Raw genomic sequence first — 15,468 nt, 5'->3', positions numbered from 1 at the left:
CCTTCCAGCGAAACGTACGGGCGGACCAGTGAGAAGCCGGCCGTTGGCCGGGACGGTACCAGGGACGTGACGTGCGCGGACACGCGGATGTCACGCTGGGTGAAGATCGTCCGGTTCAGCCGTTTCCTTGCGTCTACGGCGCGTCTGCGGCCAGTTGGGAACGAACGGCCCCCGCGGCGGCGGGGGCCGTCCGTCACGGTCGGCTCAGCCCAGCGTCTCCGCCAGCACCCGCGCCGCCCGCTCCACGTCGGCGAAGCCCACGTACAGCGGCGTGAACCCGAAGCGCAGCACGTCCGGCGCCCGGAAGTCGCCGACCACACCCCGCTCGATCAGCCGTTTCATCACCTCGCCGGCGTCGTCACAGCGCAGGGCGATCTGGCTGCCCCGCTCCGCGTGCGCCACCGGCGTCAGGCACTCGACCCTGCCCTCGGGCACGTACTCCGCCACGCACTGGAGGAAGAAGTCCGTCAGCGCGAGGGACTTGGCCCGCACCGCCTCGACCGGTACCCCGTCCCACACCTCCAGGGCCGCCTCCAGGGCGAGCATGGAGAGGATGTCCGGCGTGCCGACCCGGCCGCGCGGCGCACCGGAGGCCGGTTCGTAGGCGCCGCGCATCCCGAACGGCTCGGCGTGGGAGTTCCAGCCGGGCAGCGGGGAGTCGAAGCGGTCCTGCAGCTCCCGGCGCACATACAGGTACGCCGGTGAACCCGGGCCGCCGTTCAGGTACTTGTAGGTGCAGCCGACGGCCAGGTCCACCCCGTGCTCGTCCAGCTCCACCGGCAGGGCGCCCGCGCTGTGGCACAGGTCCCAGACGGCGAGCGCGCCCGCCTCGTGCACGGCGGCCGTCAGCGCCGGCAGGTCGTGCAGCCGGCCGGTGCGGTAGTCGACGTGGTTGAGGAGGACGGCGGCGGTACGGCCGGACAGCGCGCCCGGCACCTCCGCCGGTGTCACCGGCCGCAGGGTGCGGCCGGTCATCCGCGCCGCCGACTCCGCGATGTAGCCGTCTGTCGGGAAGGTCGTGGCGTCGACGAGGAGCTCGTCACGGCCGTCCCCGGCCATGCGTACGGCACCCACAAGTGCCTTGAAGACATTGACACTTGTCGAGTCTCCGACCACGATCTGGCCCGCGGCCGCCCCGACCAGCGGGGCGATCCGGTCACCGATCCGCTCGGGCGCCGTCCACCAGCCGCTCTCCTCCCAGGACCGGATGCGCAGCTCGCCCCACTGGCGCCGTACGACGTCCTCGACCCGCCCGGGCACGACGGCCGGCAGCGCGCCGAGCGAGTTGCCGTCGAGGTAGACGCCCGCGGCGTCAGCCGCATGATCGGACGCGGTGTCGAGGACGAACCCGTCCCGTTTGCCGCGCAGTTCGTCGGCGGCGTCCAGCTTCTCGGCCCTCATCACGAGTTCAGACATAGGACCGCGCCGTCCACAGCTCGGGGAACACGTTCTTCTGCGCCCGCTTCTCCAGCCAGGCCACCCCGGCGGAGCCGCCCGTGCCGGTCTTGGAGCCCATCGCGCGGCGGGTGGCGACCAGGTGGTCGTTGCGCCAGCGCCACACCAGTTCGGCGACATCGCTCAGCGCCTCGCCGAGCCGGGTGAGTTCGGCACCCTGGTCACCGGAGTAGACGGCCGTCCAGGCCGCCTCCACCTCCGGCGACGGCTCGTAGCGCTTCGCCACGTCACGCCGCAGCACGGCGTCCGGGACGTCGTACCCGCGCCGCGCGAGCAGCCGGACGACCTCGTCGTACAGGCTCGGCTCGTGCAGGGCCTTCTCCAGCTCGGCGTGCACGCGCGGGGCGCCCCGGTGCGGGACGAGCATGGACGCGGACTTCTCGCCGAGCAGGAACTCCATCCGCCGGTACATCGCCGACTGGAAGCCGGAGCCCTCGCCGAGGGCGCTGCGGTACGAGTTGAACTGGGCGGGCGTGAGCTGGGCGAGCGGCCTCCAGGAGGCGTTGAGCGCCTCCAGCTCGCGCACGGACCGCTTGAGCGCGGCGGTCGCGGTGGGGATGTCGTCGCCGCGCAGCGCCCGCGCGGCCGTCTCCCACTCGTGGACGATGACGGTGAACCACAGCTCCATCACCTGGGTCGTCACCAGGAAGACCATCTCTCCGGGGTCGTCCGAGAGGGTGTGCTGGAGGTGGGTGAGCACGTCCGCCTTGACGTAGTCCTCGTACGGCGTCGTGCCTTGGAAATCGAGATGCGGGGTCTCGGGCTCGTGAGCCTCGTGGGACATCGCTGTCTCCTGCAGATAACTCCGGGTAGCGGTCCGCCCCTGCCGAATTCCGGCACGGGGGCCCCGGTCCCCACGGGCATACTCCGCAATAATCCCCCGGAACCGCAAGGCCCGCCCGCTGACCGGACGGGCCTCGCGTACACGGACCGCTGTTGTCAGCCCAGGACCTGCGCCGCCGTCGGCGAGGAGTCCTTGAGGAACTGGGAGCAGCGCTCGTACTCCTCCTGCTCGCCGATCGTCTGCGCGGCGCGGGCGAGGGCGTGCAGGGCCCGCAGGAAGCCGCGGTTCGGCTCGTGCTCCCACGGCACCGGGCCGTGGCCCTTCCAGCCGCTGCGGCGCAGGGCGTCCAGGCCGCGGTGGTAGCCCGTGCGGGCGTACGCGTACGACTCCACGGCCGCGCCCCGCTCGAACGCCTCGTCGGCGAGCTGCGCCCAGGCGAGCGAGGAGGTGGGGTGCGCGGCGGCGACGTCGACCGGTGCGGTACCCGAAGCGAGCAGTTCCCGTGGCCCGGGGTCATCGGGGAGGTGGGTCGGGGGCGGACCCCCGAGAAGGTTCTCGTGAATGGACATGCCTCAAGTCTGAGGCATCACGGACTGCTGCGGCGTTGTGGAGGGGGGTGGGTACGCAACGCGGCGCTTCGAGGTGCCCGACGTTGTCGCTGGGGCCGGGTGGATACGCAACCCGGCGCAGCGGGGTGCCTCCCCCACTCTCGGCTTCGCTCGAGCGGGGGGACCCCCACCGCCCACCCGTGCCGCCCCGGGGGCACCTCCCAGGCCCTTGAGGCACTGGGGGAGGCACGCATGCCCGCAGGCTGGGTCCCCTACCCCAGCCGTTTCCGCACCGGCTCCCCCTCCAACGGCGGCGACACGACGCCAACGTTCCGCAGACACTCCGGCTGCCTGCACCCGGGCGGAGGCCTGCGCACCGTGGCCCCGGCGATCAACGCCCCCACCACCAGCGCCCCGGCGCACCACACCATCGCCCGCCCGAACGCCGCGTCGAAAGCGGCCGGCTCCCGGTACGCCTCCTCCCCCATCCCGGCCAGCAGCGGCAGCGCCGCCACCGCCACCAGCCCCGCCGCCCGGGCCGCCGCGTTGTTGATCCCGCTGGCCAGCCCCGCCCGCGCCACGTCCACGGACCCGAGCACCGTCGCCGTCAGCGGCGCCACCAGCATGACCAGGCCCAGCCCGAGCACCACCAGCGCGGGCAGCACATCAGCCCAGTAGGACGCATCCGGCCCCACCCGCAGCATCAGCAGCATCCCGACGGCACTCAGCAGCGGCCCCACCGTGAGCGGCAGACGCGGCCCGATCCGGTTGGCCAGCTCACCGGACCGCGCCGACAGCAGCAGCATCAGCACGGTCGTCGGCAGCAGCGCCGTACCGGCCCCGAGGGCGGAGTAGCCCACGACGACCTGGAGCTGAAGAGCCGCGAGGAAGAAGAACCCGCCGAGGGCCGCGTACACACACAGCGTGACGATGTTGATCACCGTGAACTGGCGGGAGGAGAAGATGTCCGGCGGCATCATCGGCTCGGGCCTGCGCCGCTCGACGACCACGAACGCGACGGCCGTGGCCACCCCGGCCACCGCCGTGACGGCCACCACCCAACCGCCGTCACCGGCCTCGATCAGCGCGTACGTCAGCAGCGCCAGCGCCACGGCGCCCAGCACCGCGCCGAGCACGTCGAACCGGCCACGGGCCCCTTCACCTCCCGACTCGGGGACATGCCGCAGCGCCACCGGCACACACACCAGCGCCAGCGGCACGTTCAGCAGGAACACCCACCGCCAGCCCGGCCCGTCCACCAGCCAGCCGCCGACGAACGGCCCGATCGCCGCGCCGACCCCGCCGAAGCCGGACCACAGCCCCACCGCCCGGCCCCGGTCGTCGGGATGGAAGGACGCCTGGATCAGCGCCAGCGACCCCGGCGTCAGCAGGGCGCCGCCCACCCCCTGCAGGGCACGCGCGGCGATCAGCGCGCCCGTGTTCGGCGCGATCCCGCACAGCAGGGACGACACCGCGAACCACACCACCCCGACGACGAACACCTTCCGGCGCCCGAAACGGTCCCCCAGCGCCCCGCCCAGCAGGATCAGCCCGGCCAGCGTGACCATGTAGGCGTTGACCGTCCACTGGAGGGCGGACAGGTTCGCGTCGAGGTCACGGCCGATGCGCGGCAGCGCGACATTGACGACGGTCGAGTCGAGCAAGGCCATGCTGGAACCGAGGACGGTGGTGAACAAAATCCACTTGCCCTGGGGCGAGGCCATCCGGACATCGGGCATGCAGGGAGCATACGGAAGAGCCCGGCACCACAGGAGGTGCCGGGCTCAAGCCGTGAAAACCGGACTTACTTGATCTTCGTGCCGGTGGAGCGCAGGTTGCCGCAGGCCTCGAGGACGCGCTTGGCCATGGACGCCTCGGCCAGCTTGCCCCAGGTGCGCGGGTCGTAGGTCTTCTTGGAGCCGACCTCGCCGTCGACCTTCAGGACACCGTCGTAGTTGCGGAACATGTGGTCCGCGACCGGGCGCGTGAAGGCGTACTGCGTGTCCGTGTCGATGTTCATCTTGACCACGCCGTTCTCCAGCGCGGTCAGGATCTCCTGCTCCGAGGAGCCGGAGCCGCCGTGGAAGACGAAGTCGAACGGCGACGCCTTGCCGAACTTGGCGGCGACGCCCTCGTTCAGCTCCTTCAGCAGCTCGGGACGCAGGACGACGTTGCCCGGCTTGTACACGCCGTGCACGTTGCCGAAGGACGCGGCCAGCAGGTAGCGGCCCTTCTCGCCCAGGCCCAGGGCCTCGACCGTGCGGATCGCGTCGTCGACCGTCGTGTAGAGGGAGTCGTTGATCTCGTGGGTGACCCCGTCCTCCTCGCCGCCGGTCGGGGTGATCTCCACCTCGAGGATGATCTTGGCGGCGCGGGCGAGCTCCAGCAGCTCCTGCGCGATGGAGAGGTTGTCGGCCAGGGTCTCGGCGGAGCCGTCCCACATGTGCGACTGGAACAGCGGGTTCAGACCTGCCTCGACGCGCTTCTGGGAGAGCGCCAGCAGCGGACGTACGTACCCGTCGAGCTTGTCCTTCGGGCAGTGGTCCGTGTGCAGGGCGATGTTCACCGGGTACTTCTCGGCGACGATGTGCGCGAACTCGGCCAGGGCGACCGAACCCGTCACCATGTCCTTGTTGAACTGACCGCCCAGGAACTCGGCGCCACCCGTGGAGATCTGGACGATGCCGTCGCTCTCCGCCTCAGCGAAACCGCGCAGGGCCGCGTGCAGGGTCTGGGTGGAGGTCACGTTGATGGCCGGGTAGGCGAACTTTCCTGCCTTCGCCCGGTCCAGCATCTCGTTGTAGACCTCGGGAGTTGCGATGGGCATGCGTCCGCTCCTTGTATCTGCGGGTTGGCGTACTGCGTTCTTTACGGCCCTGACCTAGACCTTGGGATGCGACGTCATCGTCGGCCCCATCTTTCCAGACTTGGCCGGAAGGTCCAGGCCACCGTCCACGCCCTGGTCAGGTCCCGGTCAGTCCAGGCCCAGCTCGTCCTTCGAGAAGGCGAAGAGGTACGGCACCCCGGCCCCCTCCTGGATCTTCTCCGCGGCGCCGGTCGCCCGGTCGACGATCGTCGCGACGGCGACGACCTCGGCCCCGGCCTCGCGCACGGCCTCGACGGCGGCGAGCGGGGAGCCGCCGGTGGTGGAGGTGTCCTCGACGACCAGCACGCGGCGGCCGGCGATGTCCGGGCCCTCGACGCGCCGCTGCAGCCCGTGCGCCTTCGCGGCCTTGCGGACGACGAAGGCGTCCAGGCGCTTCCCGCGCGCGGCGGCGGCGTGCAGCATGGCGGCGGCGACGGGGTCGGCGCCCATGGTGAGTCCGCCGACGGCGTCGAAGTCCAGCTCCGCCGTCAGGTCCAGCAGCACCTGCCCGACCAGCGGGGCGGCCTCGCCGTCGAGGGTGACGCGGCGCAGGTCGACGTAGTAGTCGGCCTCCAGACCCGACGACAGCGTCACCTTGCCGTGCACCACGGCCTTGTCCTTGATCTGCTGCAGCAGCGCGCCGCGTGTGTCCGTCATGGCGCCCAGCTTAGAGGCGGCGCCAGCTCCAGGTCGTGGTGGCCTCCAGCGGCTCCAGGGGCGTGACCAGGCGCGGCAGGGTGTTGAGGCCGTTGGGCGGCCCGGTCTGCGGCTCCACGCACACGGCCGCCTCCTGCTCGTCGTAGACGACGACCCACTCCTCGCGGCTCGCCACCTTCAGCTCCAGCTGCCCGGGCCAGGTCAGGGTGACGTCGACGCCGCCGGGCATCCCGAAGCAGTCGTCCCAGGGGCCGGGCTTCGGGTCGATCCGGTTGCCGGTGGGCAGGTGGTCGTCGCCGCGCTCCTCCTGCCAGGCGGGGTCGAAGTCGAGCTGTACGTCCTCGCCGCCGAGGGTGCGGTTGAACCAGGGGTGCCAGCCGATCTGCGCCGGGAAGGACGCGTCGTACGTCTCCACGGACATGGTGAGCGTCAGCGCGTCCTCGGCGAGGGCGACGACCTGGGTGACTCGGCCAGGGTGGGGCCAGGGGTCGACGAGGTCGTATGTGAGAACGGCTTCGGCCGTGCTCGTGCGGGCGGTGCGCCAGGCATGGTCGCGGACGGTGCCGTGGATGGCGTGGGGCGGGGCGTTGAGCGGCATCTGCCGCACGGCGGCGCCGTCCAGGAACCGTCCGTCGCGGACCCTGCCGCACCACGGCACCATCGGGAAGCACCCGAAGCGCTCGCCCTGCCGGAGCATCTCCACGCCGCCGATCCGCAGCCCTCCGACCCGGCCGCCGTTGCCCGGCTGCACGGTCACCTCCGCGTCGCCCGCGGTCAGCGTGATGTCTTCGTCACTCACGGGACGACCCTACTGCGGTGATCAAGAGGGCCTCACCCGATTCGGGGCGGTTCAGCGCCGGCGGCGCAGGGCCCGGACCGCCACGATGGCCGACGCCACCGCGAGCGCCGCCGCGGGCGCCGCCCAGCGCAGCGGGGCCGGGGGCGTCACGGTCTGCGGCGCGGGCACCGGCGCGTACCGGCCGCGCGGCGGGGCGTGATCGACCTCCTCGGCACTGCGCCCGATCATCGTCCGCCGCGCGTGCGCCGCCTCGGCGATGGACTCGGCGTCCGGGTCGCCCTTGGGGGCGGGGGGTTCGGGGGCAGGGGCTTCGTCGTCGGGTGCGGGGGCGGGGCTCTCGTCGCCCGTACCGGAGGCCGGGCTCCCGCCGCCGGAGCCAGTGGCGGAAGGCTTCCCCGCGGTCCCCGCGGTCCCCGGGGACCCGGCGCCCTCGTCGTCCCCGGCCGCCGCCGTACCCCCGTCGGCCCTGGCCGGAGGCGGGGCCTCGTCGTCGGCGTCCGGGGTCGTTTCGTGGTCGGTCGTCGCCCGGGGTTCGAAGTCCTGGGTGGCGAGGGACGTGGTCGTTTCCGGTGCCGCCCCGGCCAGGTGTTCCGCGAAGCGGTTCAGCAGCCGGACGACGGCGCCCTGCACCGCGTCGGCCGGCAGGTCCTTGATCCGCCCGTCCGCTGAGGCCGTGCCGTCGAACGCGACGGTGCAGCCGTCCTCCGCCTCCCGCAGGGCGATCCGCAGGACGAGCTCGACCGAGCCGCTGCCGCGCGACTCCTCCGCCGCACCCTCCACGGCGTACGCCCCGTCGTCCCGCCGGGAGACCCGTACGGCACCCCGGTAGGTGACGGAGTGACTGCCGACCCGGATCTTCAGCCGCCCGGCGACGGGCTCGGCGCCGGCGTCCTGCTGGAGCCCGGGAACCACCCGGGCGACCCGCGCGGGGTCGTCCAGCACCTCCCTGAGCCGCTCGGCCGGAACCGGAACGAACACCTCGTGCTCCATGTCGACGGACTCTACCCAGCACAGGCGGAAACGCACCCCCACCTCCGGGATTCGCTCCGCATCCGGGTCCGCCCGGCGTATCCTCCCCCACCGCTCCCCGGTGCCCTCAGTACCGCGGATGCACCAGCGTCGAAGCGGGCAGCCCGGCGATCCGCGTCCCCCGCGCCGCCCGCGCCCCCGCCGCGAGGGACGCGTCCGTGAGGATCCGCGGGCGCGGACCGTCCGGGTCGAGGCGTGGCCGCGGGTCCGTGCGGGCGGCCAGGACGAAACCCCAGTCCCGGGGGGCCCGGGAGCGGTCGGCGGGTGTGCGGTCGGGGCCGGCGGCGAAACCGGCGCGGCGTCCCTTCATGCCGTAGGGCGCGGTACGGAAGCCCGCCGCGCGCACCGTCGCGTCCACCGTCCAGTACACCCGAGGCCCCGCCGCGACCGGCCCGGCGTGCACCACGAGCCGGCCGCCTGGGGTCAGCACGCGTCGCGTGAGGCCGTAGAACTCCTGGGAGTACAGCTTCGTACTCGCCGTGATCCTCGGGTCCGGCAGGTCCGAGACGACCACGTCGTACGCCGCCGGGGGCGCCCCGCGCAGCCAGCCGAAGGCGTCCTGGACCGTCACGTGCACGCGCGGGTCGCCGTACGCGTGCCGGTTCAGCGCGGACAGGCCCGGGTCGGTGCGGGCCAGCCGTGCGACCTCGGCGTCGAGTTCGACGATGTCGACCCGGTCCACTCCGGGGTGGCGCAGCACCTCGCGGGCCGCCAGGCCGTCACCGCCGCCGAGGATCAGCACGCGCGCGTGCGGCCCGGTCATCGCGGGGTGGACGAGGGCCTCGTGGTAGCGGAGTTCGTCGCGTCCGCTGACCCGGAGCCGGCCGTCGAGGAAGAGGGCGAGGGGCCGGCCGTGCGTGCCGCCGGCGAGGACGACTTCCTGGACGCCGGTCTGGAGCGCGACGCGGACGTCCCTGCCGTACATCGCCTGCCGGGCGGCCCGCTCGAAGTCGTCGACGAGGACGGCGGCCGAGGCGAGGATCGCGAGCACGAGCCCGTTGGCGAGCAGCAGCAGCCAGCGGGCGCGCCGGGTCAGGTCCCGGCGGAACAGCCCGAGCACCAGCGCCCCGCCGACGACCGCGTTGACGGCGCCGGTGAGCAGCGCGCCGGTCAGCTGGCCGAGGAACGGCAGCAGGAGGAAGGGGAAGGCGAGGCCGCCGACGAGGGCACCGACGTAGTCCGCCGCGGACAGGTCGGCCACGGCGCCGCCCGCGTCCTGGCGGCGGATGCGCTGGATCAGCTCCATCAGCAGCGGGACCTCGGCGCCGATGAGCACACCGGTCGCGAGGGAGAAGGCGACCAGGAGGCAGCGGGGGCCGCTCGCCCACATGCCGCCCCAGTCGCCGGTCCAGGCGAAGACGGCGTACAGGGCCATCGCGCTGCATCCGCCGACGAGCGCGAGCGTGGCCTCGACGGCGCCGAAACCGGCCGCGGCGAGCCCGCGCAGCCGCTTGGCTGCGAGGGAGCCGATGCCCATCGCGAAGACCATGACGGACAGCACGACCGACGCCTGCGTGACCGAGTCGCCCATCAAGTAGGAGGCGAGGGCGACGAGTTCGAGTTCGTACACGAGTCCGCAGGCCGCGCAGACGAACACGCCCGCGAGGACCAGGAACCGTCCGGTGCCGGGCCGGACGGGCAGCCGCGCCGGGCCGCCGGGGCCGCCCGGGGCACTCCAGTGCGGCGGGGAACCGGGCGGGGCGGGCGCGTGCGGCTCGATCACGCTGCGACGTTACGTCACGCCTCGACTGCGGTTCGTCACCCACACGTGTGGTGCTGGTTTACAGAGGCCCGATATCGGTACGGGATCGGGTTCGCCGCGTGCGGCGTTTGCGGTTCAGTTGGCGGAGACCGCCGCCGGCATCCGTACGCCGACTCTCGTACGGGTCGCCACCAACTGGCCGTCCTGCGGGTACGCGTGCCAGGTCCGCCAGTGCACCTGCCCCTCGTGGTGCTGGGCCAGCAGGGCCGTGAAGGCGTGCGGGCTGCCGGGAAAGACGCCCGCGAGGCCGTGCGGGTGGTCGGAGACGAGGGCCAGCAACTCCTGGGCGCGGCCCTCGAAGGAGCCGGGCGAGAGGACCTCGACCCGGGCCGCGAACTCGTACTCCCAGTCGCCCACCCGCTTGGCGACGCCGAGCGGGAGCGGAGTGCTGCTGCCCGGAATGCACGCCACCGTCTCCGAGCAGATGCCCCGCTCCTCCTCCAGCAGGACCTGGTGGGACGCGCCGAGGAGTCGCAACTGCATTTTCGCGCCCTTCAGTTCGAGGTCCAGTGCGGCCAGTGCGGGAAGCGGCTCGCGCCCCAGCGCCCAGGCGAGATCGGCCGCGCGCGTGTCGGTGTAGGAGGTGTTCAGGGTCGTGAGCATGGATCGGCTCCGCAAGCACACAAGGAGAGGGAGATGGGTCCGCCGCGCCCCGGTCGCACCGGGGGGTTCGGCCCGGGTCAGCCCAGTCGGCCGGTCAGGAAGGTGTCCGCAGGGACGTCCGAGGGGCTGCGTTGGTGATTGAGAGGGAATCATGAACTGTGGCGCCGTCACAGCGTTTTTACCCAAGTTCGTAGGGTTTCCATCCCTCAGAGGGCTCTACAGCTCAATTGTTCAACTACGGCGTGCGCCGGTGCCGGGGAGGCGTGCGCCGGTGCGCCGTGGCTCGCGACCGGAGCCGCGACGGACGGGCGCCCGGGTGTGCGGCCCGCCCCCGAAGTGGCCGTTTGACGGGCGCAGTTGCCGGAGTCACGCCTGGGTACGCCATCTCATGGACGCGGTTGTCCTACAGGCATGTGAAGTGGTCTGAGACCTCGCACAGTTGCCCGACAGATGTTCGATGGATCCGCCGGACGGGAATCTCGGGATCCGGCCCGGCACGCAAACGCGGGGCCCGCCCCAGGTGCGGACCCCGCGTTCGGTGGGTGCGGCTTCCCCGTCGGGAAGGCCGGCCGACCGCTGTCAGCTGCCTCCGCCTCCGCCGCCGCAGCCACCGCCACCACCACCGCCCCCGCCGCAGGACGACCCGCCTCCGCAGGACGAGCCGCTGCTGCAGGACGAGCCGCCGGACGAGCCGGAGTCTCCCCCGCCGGCCCACCAGCTGCCACTGCTGCCGGCCGAACCCGAGGACGACCAGGTCCCACGACGCGCCGACCGCCTGGAGCCGCCCCTGCGCACACCGGACACCAGCGCCGCGATCAGGACGACTGCGAACACCGCCAGGATGATGCCCATAACCATGGCGTCACCCTCCTTTCGTTTCCCCCGAAGCGGCCCCCCGTGGGCGCCTCGCTCTTGCGTGAACAGGGGATGCCCGGCCCACTCACGCCCCAAAGCAGAGTTGAGGAAGTCCAGAGCTTCGGCGGAGGATGACCGGCATGACCTCCAGCGCGCGCCCCCTCCTCAACCGCCGGCTCGCCGAGTTCGGGACGACGATCTTCGCCGAGATGTCCGCCCTGGCCCTGAGCACCGGCGCCATCAACCTCGGCCAGGGCTTCCCCGACACCGACGGCCCCGAGGAGGTCAGGGAGGCCGCCGTACGGGCCCTGCGGGACGGCCGCGGCAACCAGTACCCGCCGGGCCCCGGCGTCCCCGAGCTGCGCACCGCGGTCGCCGCCCACCAGCAGCGGCGGTACGGCCTGTCCTTCGACCCCGACACGGAGGTCCTGGTCACCGCCGGGGCCACGGAGGCCATCGCGGCCTCGCTGCTGGCCCTGGTGGAGCCCGGCGACGAGGTGATCGCCCTGGAGCCGTACTACGACTCGTACGCGGCGTGCATCGCGATGGCGGGCGGGCGCCGGGTGCCGGTCACCCTCCGCGCGCAGGAGGACGAGGCCCGCTTCCGTCTCGACCTGGACGAGCTGCGCGACGCCGTCACCGACCGCACCCGCCTGCTGCTGATCAACACCCCGCACAACCCGACCGGCACGGTCCTCACCCGCGAGGAGCTGGCGGCGATCGCCGAGCTGGCGGTGGAGCGGGATCTGCTCGTGGTGACGGACGAGGTGTACGAGCACCTGGTCTTCGACGAGGCCGAGCACGTGCCGCTGGCGACGTTCCCGGGGATGCGCGAGCGCACGGTGACCATTTCGAGCAGCGGCAAGACGTTCTCGTTCACCGGCTGGAAGGTCGGCTGGGTGACGGCGGCCCCGGAGCTGGTCACGGCGGTGCGCTCGGCGAAGCAGTACCTGACGTACGTCTCGGCGGGCCCGTTCCAGTACGCGATCGCCGAGGCGCTGGCGCTGCCCGAGTCGTACTTCACCGCCTTCCGGGACGACATGCTGCTCAAGCGGAACCTGCTGGCGGCGGGCCTGGAGGAGGCCGGGTTCCGGGTGTTCCGCCCGTCGGGGACCTACTTCATCACCACCGACATCCGCCCCCTCGGCGAGACCGACGGCTTCGCCTTCTGCCGCGCCCTGCCGGAACGAGCGGGTGTCGTGGCCATCCCGCACGCGGTCTTCTACGACCACCGCGAGGAGGGCGCGCCGTTCGTGCGGTTCGCGTTCTGCAAGCGCACGGATCTGTTGCGCGAAGCCGGCGAGAGGCTGGCTGAGCTGCGGAAACAGTGAGGGCCCGACGGGCGGGCCCGGGTGTCATTCGTCGGCCAGGTGCCAGCCCTGAAGGCCGGGCTGGGACAGGATGTCGGTGGCGGTCCGGGTGGCCTCGGACGTGGTGGTGCCGGGCGGGGCCTCGATGCGCAGGCGGGCGCGATTCTCCTGGAACTCGCCGACCTCGGCACGCCATCCGTCCGGGAGGAGGGACAGGAAGCGGATCGCTGCTGTCTCCGGCGGCGCCCCGGACGGCCCGGTGATCGACACCTGGTGGAGGGAGTTCATGGACGGCTCCGCATGAGGAAGGGAAGGAAGGGGAGTCCGGGGCCGGCCGAACGGTAGGGGCGGCCGGCCCCGGACACGGGGTGGGGGCCCGTCAGTCGGAGGCGCGGCCCTTGGCGAGCCGGGCGACCACCACGAGGATCCCGACGGCGAGAGCGGCGCCGACGCCGTAGCGGACGCCGTCGGCGGCGTCGCTGGCGAACAGCACCACCTCCACGCAGGCGAGCACGGCCAGAAGGGCGGCGAGGGAGGTGGTGGAGCGGGAGGCGGTCATCGGATTTCCTTCCGGTGGGGGGTTGGGTTCCTGGCTGTACCGGCGTGTGCGACCGGCGGTTCGGTTGGTGCGGGCAGGTCAGTCCGTCAGCTTCATGGCCTGGCGGAACGAGAGCTTGCGGTCGGTCTGGAGCAGTGCCCGGCGGTACACACGGCCGCTCACCCCGACGATGAACACCGCGGCGGCGACCGACACGACGAGCGCGGCGGCCGGCTCCCACCAGGCGGTCTCTCCCGCCAGGACACGCGCCGGCATGGTGACGGTCGAGGTCAGCGGGATGAACGAGAGGATCTCCCGCACACCGCCGGACACGGTGACGCCGAGGATGAACACGAGCGCGGTGATCGCGTTCACCGGCGTCGTGGTCGACTGGATGTCCTCGCTCCGGGTGGCGAGCGCGCCCGCGGCGGCGAACAGACAGGCCAGGACCGCGATGCCCACGACGTAGAAGACGAGGAACCAGCCCAGGCCCGAGCTGATGTCGGCGAGGAACTCCTGCTCGCCCGTGAACATCAGGCCGCCGACGCCGACCAGGCAGAACAGCGCCATCTGGGCGAGCGCCAGGAGCGTGGAGCCGACGATCTTGCCGACGAGCAGGGACCGCAGCGGCACGGAGCTGGCGATGAGCTCGACGATGCGGTTCTGCTTCTCCTCCACGACGCTGGTCGCCAGGGCTGCACCGAGCAGGACCGCGGCCAGGTAGAAGAGGAAGCCGAAGAAGTACGTCGTCATCCGGACCGCGCTCTCGGGCGTCTTGTCGGCCGAGAGCAGGACGTGCTTGACCTGCGCCCCCTCGCTGAGGTCCGCCAGGCTGGTGCCCGCGGCCTGCGCGTTCCGGTCGAGGGCGTTCGTCTGCACCGCGGCGCCGATCCAGGTGGCCGCGATGTCGTTCTGCCCGGTGTCGCCGAGCAGGACCCAGCGGCCGCCCTCGAACAGCAGCCCGGCCTCGGCCTCACCGGACCGTACGGTCTCGCGCACCTGGCCGGCTGACGACTTCTGCCGGACGGTGATCTCGACGTCCTGATCCGCCCGGACGGCCAGTTGCTCGGCCTGGCCGGCGATCCGGCCGGCCTGCTGGTCGGCCACCGCGACGGTGATCTTCCCCATCGAGTCGGCCAGGTAGAGCTGGAGTCCGATCGCGCCCACGATCAGGGCGAGGGTGACCAGCGTCGACACCAGGAAGCCGCGGTTGGTGAGCTTCACCGAGATCTCACGGGCGGCGACGATCCGCCAGGAGCCCCGCGGGGCCGCGGGGGACGGGGTGCCGGAAGCCGCGGGCGTGCCCTTCGGGCCGGGCGACGTCTCGGCCCGGTCTGCGGGGTTCGAGGTCACGGTGCTCATGCGGAGGTCATCTCCCGGTAGACGTCGGCGATGCTGGGAACGAGGGGGGTGAAGGCGTGCACGGCTCCCCGGCTCAGGGCCTGGGTCAGGAGAGCGCCGGGATCGGCGTCGGCGGCCAGCTCGACGCGGGCTCCGTCGGGGAGTTCCTCGACGTCGGTGACGCCGGGGACGGCGCGGGCCCAGCCGGCGGGCGCGCCGGTGACCAGGTGGTACCGGGGCCTGTCGCGGTGACGGAGCTCGTCCGCGGTGCCCTTGCCGACGACCTGGCCGGAGGCCATGATCACCAGGTCGTCGCAGAGCCGCTCGACCAGGTCGAGCTGGTGGGAGGAGAACAGCACCGGGATGCCGGCGGCGGCGTACTCCCGCAGCAGCTCGGCCATCGTGTCGACGGCGTGCGGGTCGAGTCCGGAGAAGGGCTCGTCGAGGACGAGCAGTCGGGGCGAGCCGAGCAGGGCGGCCGCGATCTGCACGCGCTGCTGGTTCCCCAGGGACAGGGACTCGAGCCGGGACTGGCTCTTCTCGGCGAGACCGAGGCGTTCGAGCAGTTCGACGATGTGGCGGCGGGCGTCGGCGGTGCTCTGGCCGCGGAGCCGGGCCAGATAGACGAGCTGCCCGAGGACGGTCTGCTTGGGGTAGAGGCCCCGTTCCTCCGGCATGTAGCCGAAGTCCCTGCGGTCGGCGGCCGTGACGGGGGAACCGCCCCAGCGGATCTCGCCGCCGTTGGTGGCCAGTACGCCCATGATCATGCGCATGGTGGTGGTCTTGCCGGCGCCGTTCCCGCCGACGAACCCGGTCAACCGGCCTCTGGACACCCGGAAGGACACCTGGTCGACGGCACGGTGATCACCGAAGTCTCGTACGACTTCTTCCAGTTCCAGCATCTGCGTCTTCTCTCAGCTC

16 protein-coding genes are annotated in these 15,468 nt (G+C 72.4%); 1 reads left to right on the top strand and 15 read right to left on the bottom strand.

Going from position 1 to position 15,468, the window contains the following annotated elements; all coding sequences use genetic code 11:
- Positions 1-204 precede the first annotated feature (204 nt).
- The 11 genes from kynU to OHU35_RS22930 form a co-directional block, all read right to left on the bottom strand.
- The gene (gene kynU, locus OHU35_RS22980; RefSeq protein WP_189725715.1) at positions 205-1,416 is read right to left on the bottom strand and encodes a kynureninase; all 1,212 of its coding nucleotides are present in this window, start codon (positions 1,414-1,416) and stop codon (positions 205-207) included.
- Entirely contained in the window at positions 1,409-2,239 is an 831-nt protein-coding gene (locus OHU35_RS22975) for a tryptophan 2,3-dioxygenase family protein (RefSeq protein ID WP_189725714.1), read from the bottom strand. The genes kynU and OHU35_RS22975 overlap by 8 nt, the downstream gene beginning before the upstream one ends.
- 155 nt (positions 2,240-2,394) lie before the next feature.
- The gene (locus OHU35_RS22970; protein WP_184594398.1) at positions 2,395-2,808 is read right to left on the bottom strand and encodes a DUF3151 domain-containing protein; all 414 of its coding nucleotides are present in this window, start codon (positions 2,806-2,808) and stop codon (positions 2,395-2,397) included.
- 251 nt (positions 2,809-3,059) lie between these two features.
- Positions 3,060-4,526: an MFS transporter gene (locus OHU35_RS22965; protein WP_189725713.1), complete on the bottom strand. Its 1,467-nt coding sequence runs from the start codon at positions 4,524-4,526 to the stop codon at positions 3,060-3,062.
- 65 nt (positions 4,527-4,591) lie between these two features.
- Positions 4,592-5,614 (bottom strand): class II fructose-bisphosphate aldolase, encoded by a 1,023-nt coding sequence (gene fbaA, locus OHU35_RS22960; RefSeq protein ID WP_189725712.1) that lies wholly within the window; start codon positions 5,612-5,614, stop codon positions 4,592-4,594.
- 147 nt (positions 5,615-5,761) lie between these two features.
- Positions 5,762-6,310, bottom strand: a complete 549-nt coding sequence (gene pyrE / locus OHU35_RS22955; protein WP_189725711.1) for an orotate phosphoribosyltransferase — start codon at positions 6,308-6,310, stop codon at positions 5,762-5,764.
- A gap of 10 nt (positions 6,311-6,320) precedes the next feature.
- Positions 6,321-7,109, bottom strand: a complete 789-nt coding sequence (locus OHU35_RS22950; RefSeq protein WP_405506639.1) for an aldose 1-epimerase — start codon at positions 7,107-7,109, stop codon at positions 6,321-6,323.
- A gap of 51 nt (positions 7,110-7,160) precedes the next feature.
- Positions 7,161-8,099, bottom strand: coding sequence for an SRPBCC domain-containing protein (locus OHU35_RS22945; RefSeq protein WP_189725709.1), 939 nt, complete (start codon positions 8,097-8,099; stop codon positions 7,161-7,163).
- A gap of 106 nt (positions 8,100-8,205) precedes the next feature.
- A complete protein-coding gene (locus OHU35_RS22940; RefSeq protein WP_189725708.1) occupies positions 8,206-9,861 on the bottom strand; it encodes a polyamine aminopropyltransferase in 1,656 nt (551 codons plus the stop codon).
- 114 nt (positions 9,862-9,975) lie between these two features.
- Positions 9,976-10,503 (bottom strand): DUF2617 family protein, encoded by a 528-nt coding sequence (locus OHU35_RS22935; protein ID WP_405506638.1) that lies wholly within the window; start codon positions 10,501-10,503, stop codon positions 9,976-9,978.
- 579 nt (positions 10,504-11,082) lie between these two features.
- Positions 11,083-11,361 carry a hypothetical protein gene (locus OHU35_RS22930; RefSeq protein WP_189725706.1) on the bottom strand — a complete coding sequence of 93 codons (279 nt, stop codon included), beginning with the start codon at positions 11,359-11,361 and terminating at the stop codon, positions 11,083-11,085.
- Between the two features lie 128 nt (positions 11,362-11,489).
- Between OHU35_RS22930 and OHU35_RS22925 the strand changes: the two genes are divergently transcribed.
- Positions 11,490-12,689, top strand: coding sequence for a pyridoxal phosphate-dependent aminotransferase (locus OHU35_RS22925; RefSeq protein ID WP_189725689.1), 1,200 nt, complete (start codon positions 11,490-11,492; stop codon positions 12,687-12,689).
- A 24-nt stretch (positions 12,690-12,713) separates the two neighbouring features.
- Here the strand turns inward: OHU35_RS22925 and OHU35_RS22920 are convergent, their stop codons facing one another.
- The 4 genes from OHU35_RS22920 to OHU35_RS22905 all read right to left on the bottom strand — a co-directional run bounded on the left by OHU35_RS22920 (position 12,714) and on the right by OHU35_RS22905 (position 15,449).
- A complete protein-coding gene (locus OHU35_RS22920) occupies positions 12,714-12,956 on the bottom strand; it encodes a hypothetical protein (RefSeq protein ID WP_189725688.1) in 243 nt (80 codons plus the stop codon).
- A 91-nt stretch (positions 12,957-13,047) separates the two neighbouring features.
- Positions 13,048-13,227 carry a hypothetical protein gene (locus OHU35_RS22915; RefSeq protein ID WP_189725687.1) on the bottom strand — a complete coding sequence of 60 codons (180 nt, stop codon included), beginning with the start codon at positions 13,225-13,227 and terminating at the stop codon, positions 13,048-13,050.
- A 78-nt stretch (positions 13,228-13,305) separates the two neighbouring features.
- Entirely contained in the window at positions 13,306-14,568 is a 1,263-nt protein-coding gene (locus tag OHU35_RS22910; RefSeq protein WP_405506637.1) for an ABC transporter permease, read from the bottom strand.
- A complete protein-coding gene (locus OHU35_RS22905; RefSeq protein WP_189725685.1) occupies positions 14,565-15,449 on the bottom strand; it encodes an ABC transporter ATP-binding protein in 885 nt (294 codons plus the stop codon). Before OHU35_RS22905 ends, OHU35_RS22910 begins: the two co-directional genes overlap by 4 nt.
- Positions 15,450-15,468: the final 19 nt, after the last annotated feature.

Source organism: Streptomyces purpurascens, from assembly GCF_045040895.1.
Taxonomy (GTDB): domain Bacteria; phylum Actinomycetota; class Actinomycetes; order Streptomycetales; family Streptomycetaceae; genus Streptomyces; species Streptomyces purpurascens.
This window is presented reverse-complemented; position numbering and strand designations above follow the sequence as displayed.

Bases quoted from the DNA above. Each gene is read 5' to 3' on its own strand.
- OHU35_RS22930 (WP_189725706.1), bottom strand. From the start codon at position 11,361: ATGGTTATGGGCATCATCCTGGCGGTGTTCGCAGTCGTCCTGATCGCG.
- OHU35_RS22905 (WP_189725685.1), bottom strand. From the start codon at position 15,449: ATGCTGGAACTGGAAGAAGTCGTACGAGACTTCGGTGATCACCGTGCC.
- OHU35_RS22945 (WP_189725709.1), bottom strand. From the start codon at position 8,099: ATGGAGCACGAGGTGTTCGTTCCGGTTCCGGCCGAGCGGCTCAGGGAG.
- pyrE (WP_189725711.1), bottom strand. From the start codon at position 6,310: ATGACGGACACACGCGGCGCGCTGCTGCAGCAGATCAAGGACAAGGCC.
- OHU35_RS22975 (WP_189725714.1), bottom strand. From the start codon at position 2,239: ATGTCCCACGAGGCTCACGAGCCCGAGACCCCGCATCTCGATTTCCAA.
- OHU35_RS22925 (WP_189725689.1), top strand. From the start codon at position 11,490: ATGACCGGCATGACCTCCAGCGCGCGCCCCCTCCTCAACCGCCGGCTC.
- OHU35_RS22910 (WP_405506637.1), bottom strand. From the start codon at position 14,568: ATGAGCACCGTGACCTCGAACCCCGCAGACCGGGCCGAGACGTCGCCC.
- OHU35_RS22965 (WP_189725713.1), bottom strand. From the start codon at position 4,526: ATGCCCGATGTCCGGATGGCCTCGCCCCAGGGCAAGTGGATTTTGTTC.
- OHU35_RS22970 (WP_184594398.1), bottom strand. From the start codon at position 2,808: ATGTCCATTCACGAGAACCTTCTCGGGGGTCCGCCCCCGACCCACCTC.
- OHU35_RS22920 (WP_189725688.1), bottom strand. From the start codon at position 12,956: ATGAACTCCCTCCACCAGGTGTCGATCACCGGGCCGTCCGGGGCGCCG.
- fbaA (WP_189725712.1), bottom strand. From the start codon at position 5,614: ATGCCCATCGCAACTCCCGAGGTCTACAACGAGATGCTGGACCGGGCG.
- kynU (WP_189725715.1), bottom strand. From the start codon at position 1,416: ATGTCTGAACTCGTGATGAGGGCCGAGAAGCTGGACGCCGCCGACGAA.
- OHU35_RS22935 (WP_405506638.1), bottom strand. From the start codon at position 10,503: ATGCTCACGACCCTGAACACCTCCTACACCGACACGCGCGCGGCCGAT.
- OHU35_RS22915 (WP_189725687.1), bottom strand. From the start codon at position 13,227: ATGACCGCCTCCCGCTCCACCACCTCCCTCGCCGCCCTTCTGGCCGTG.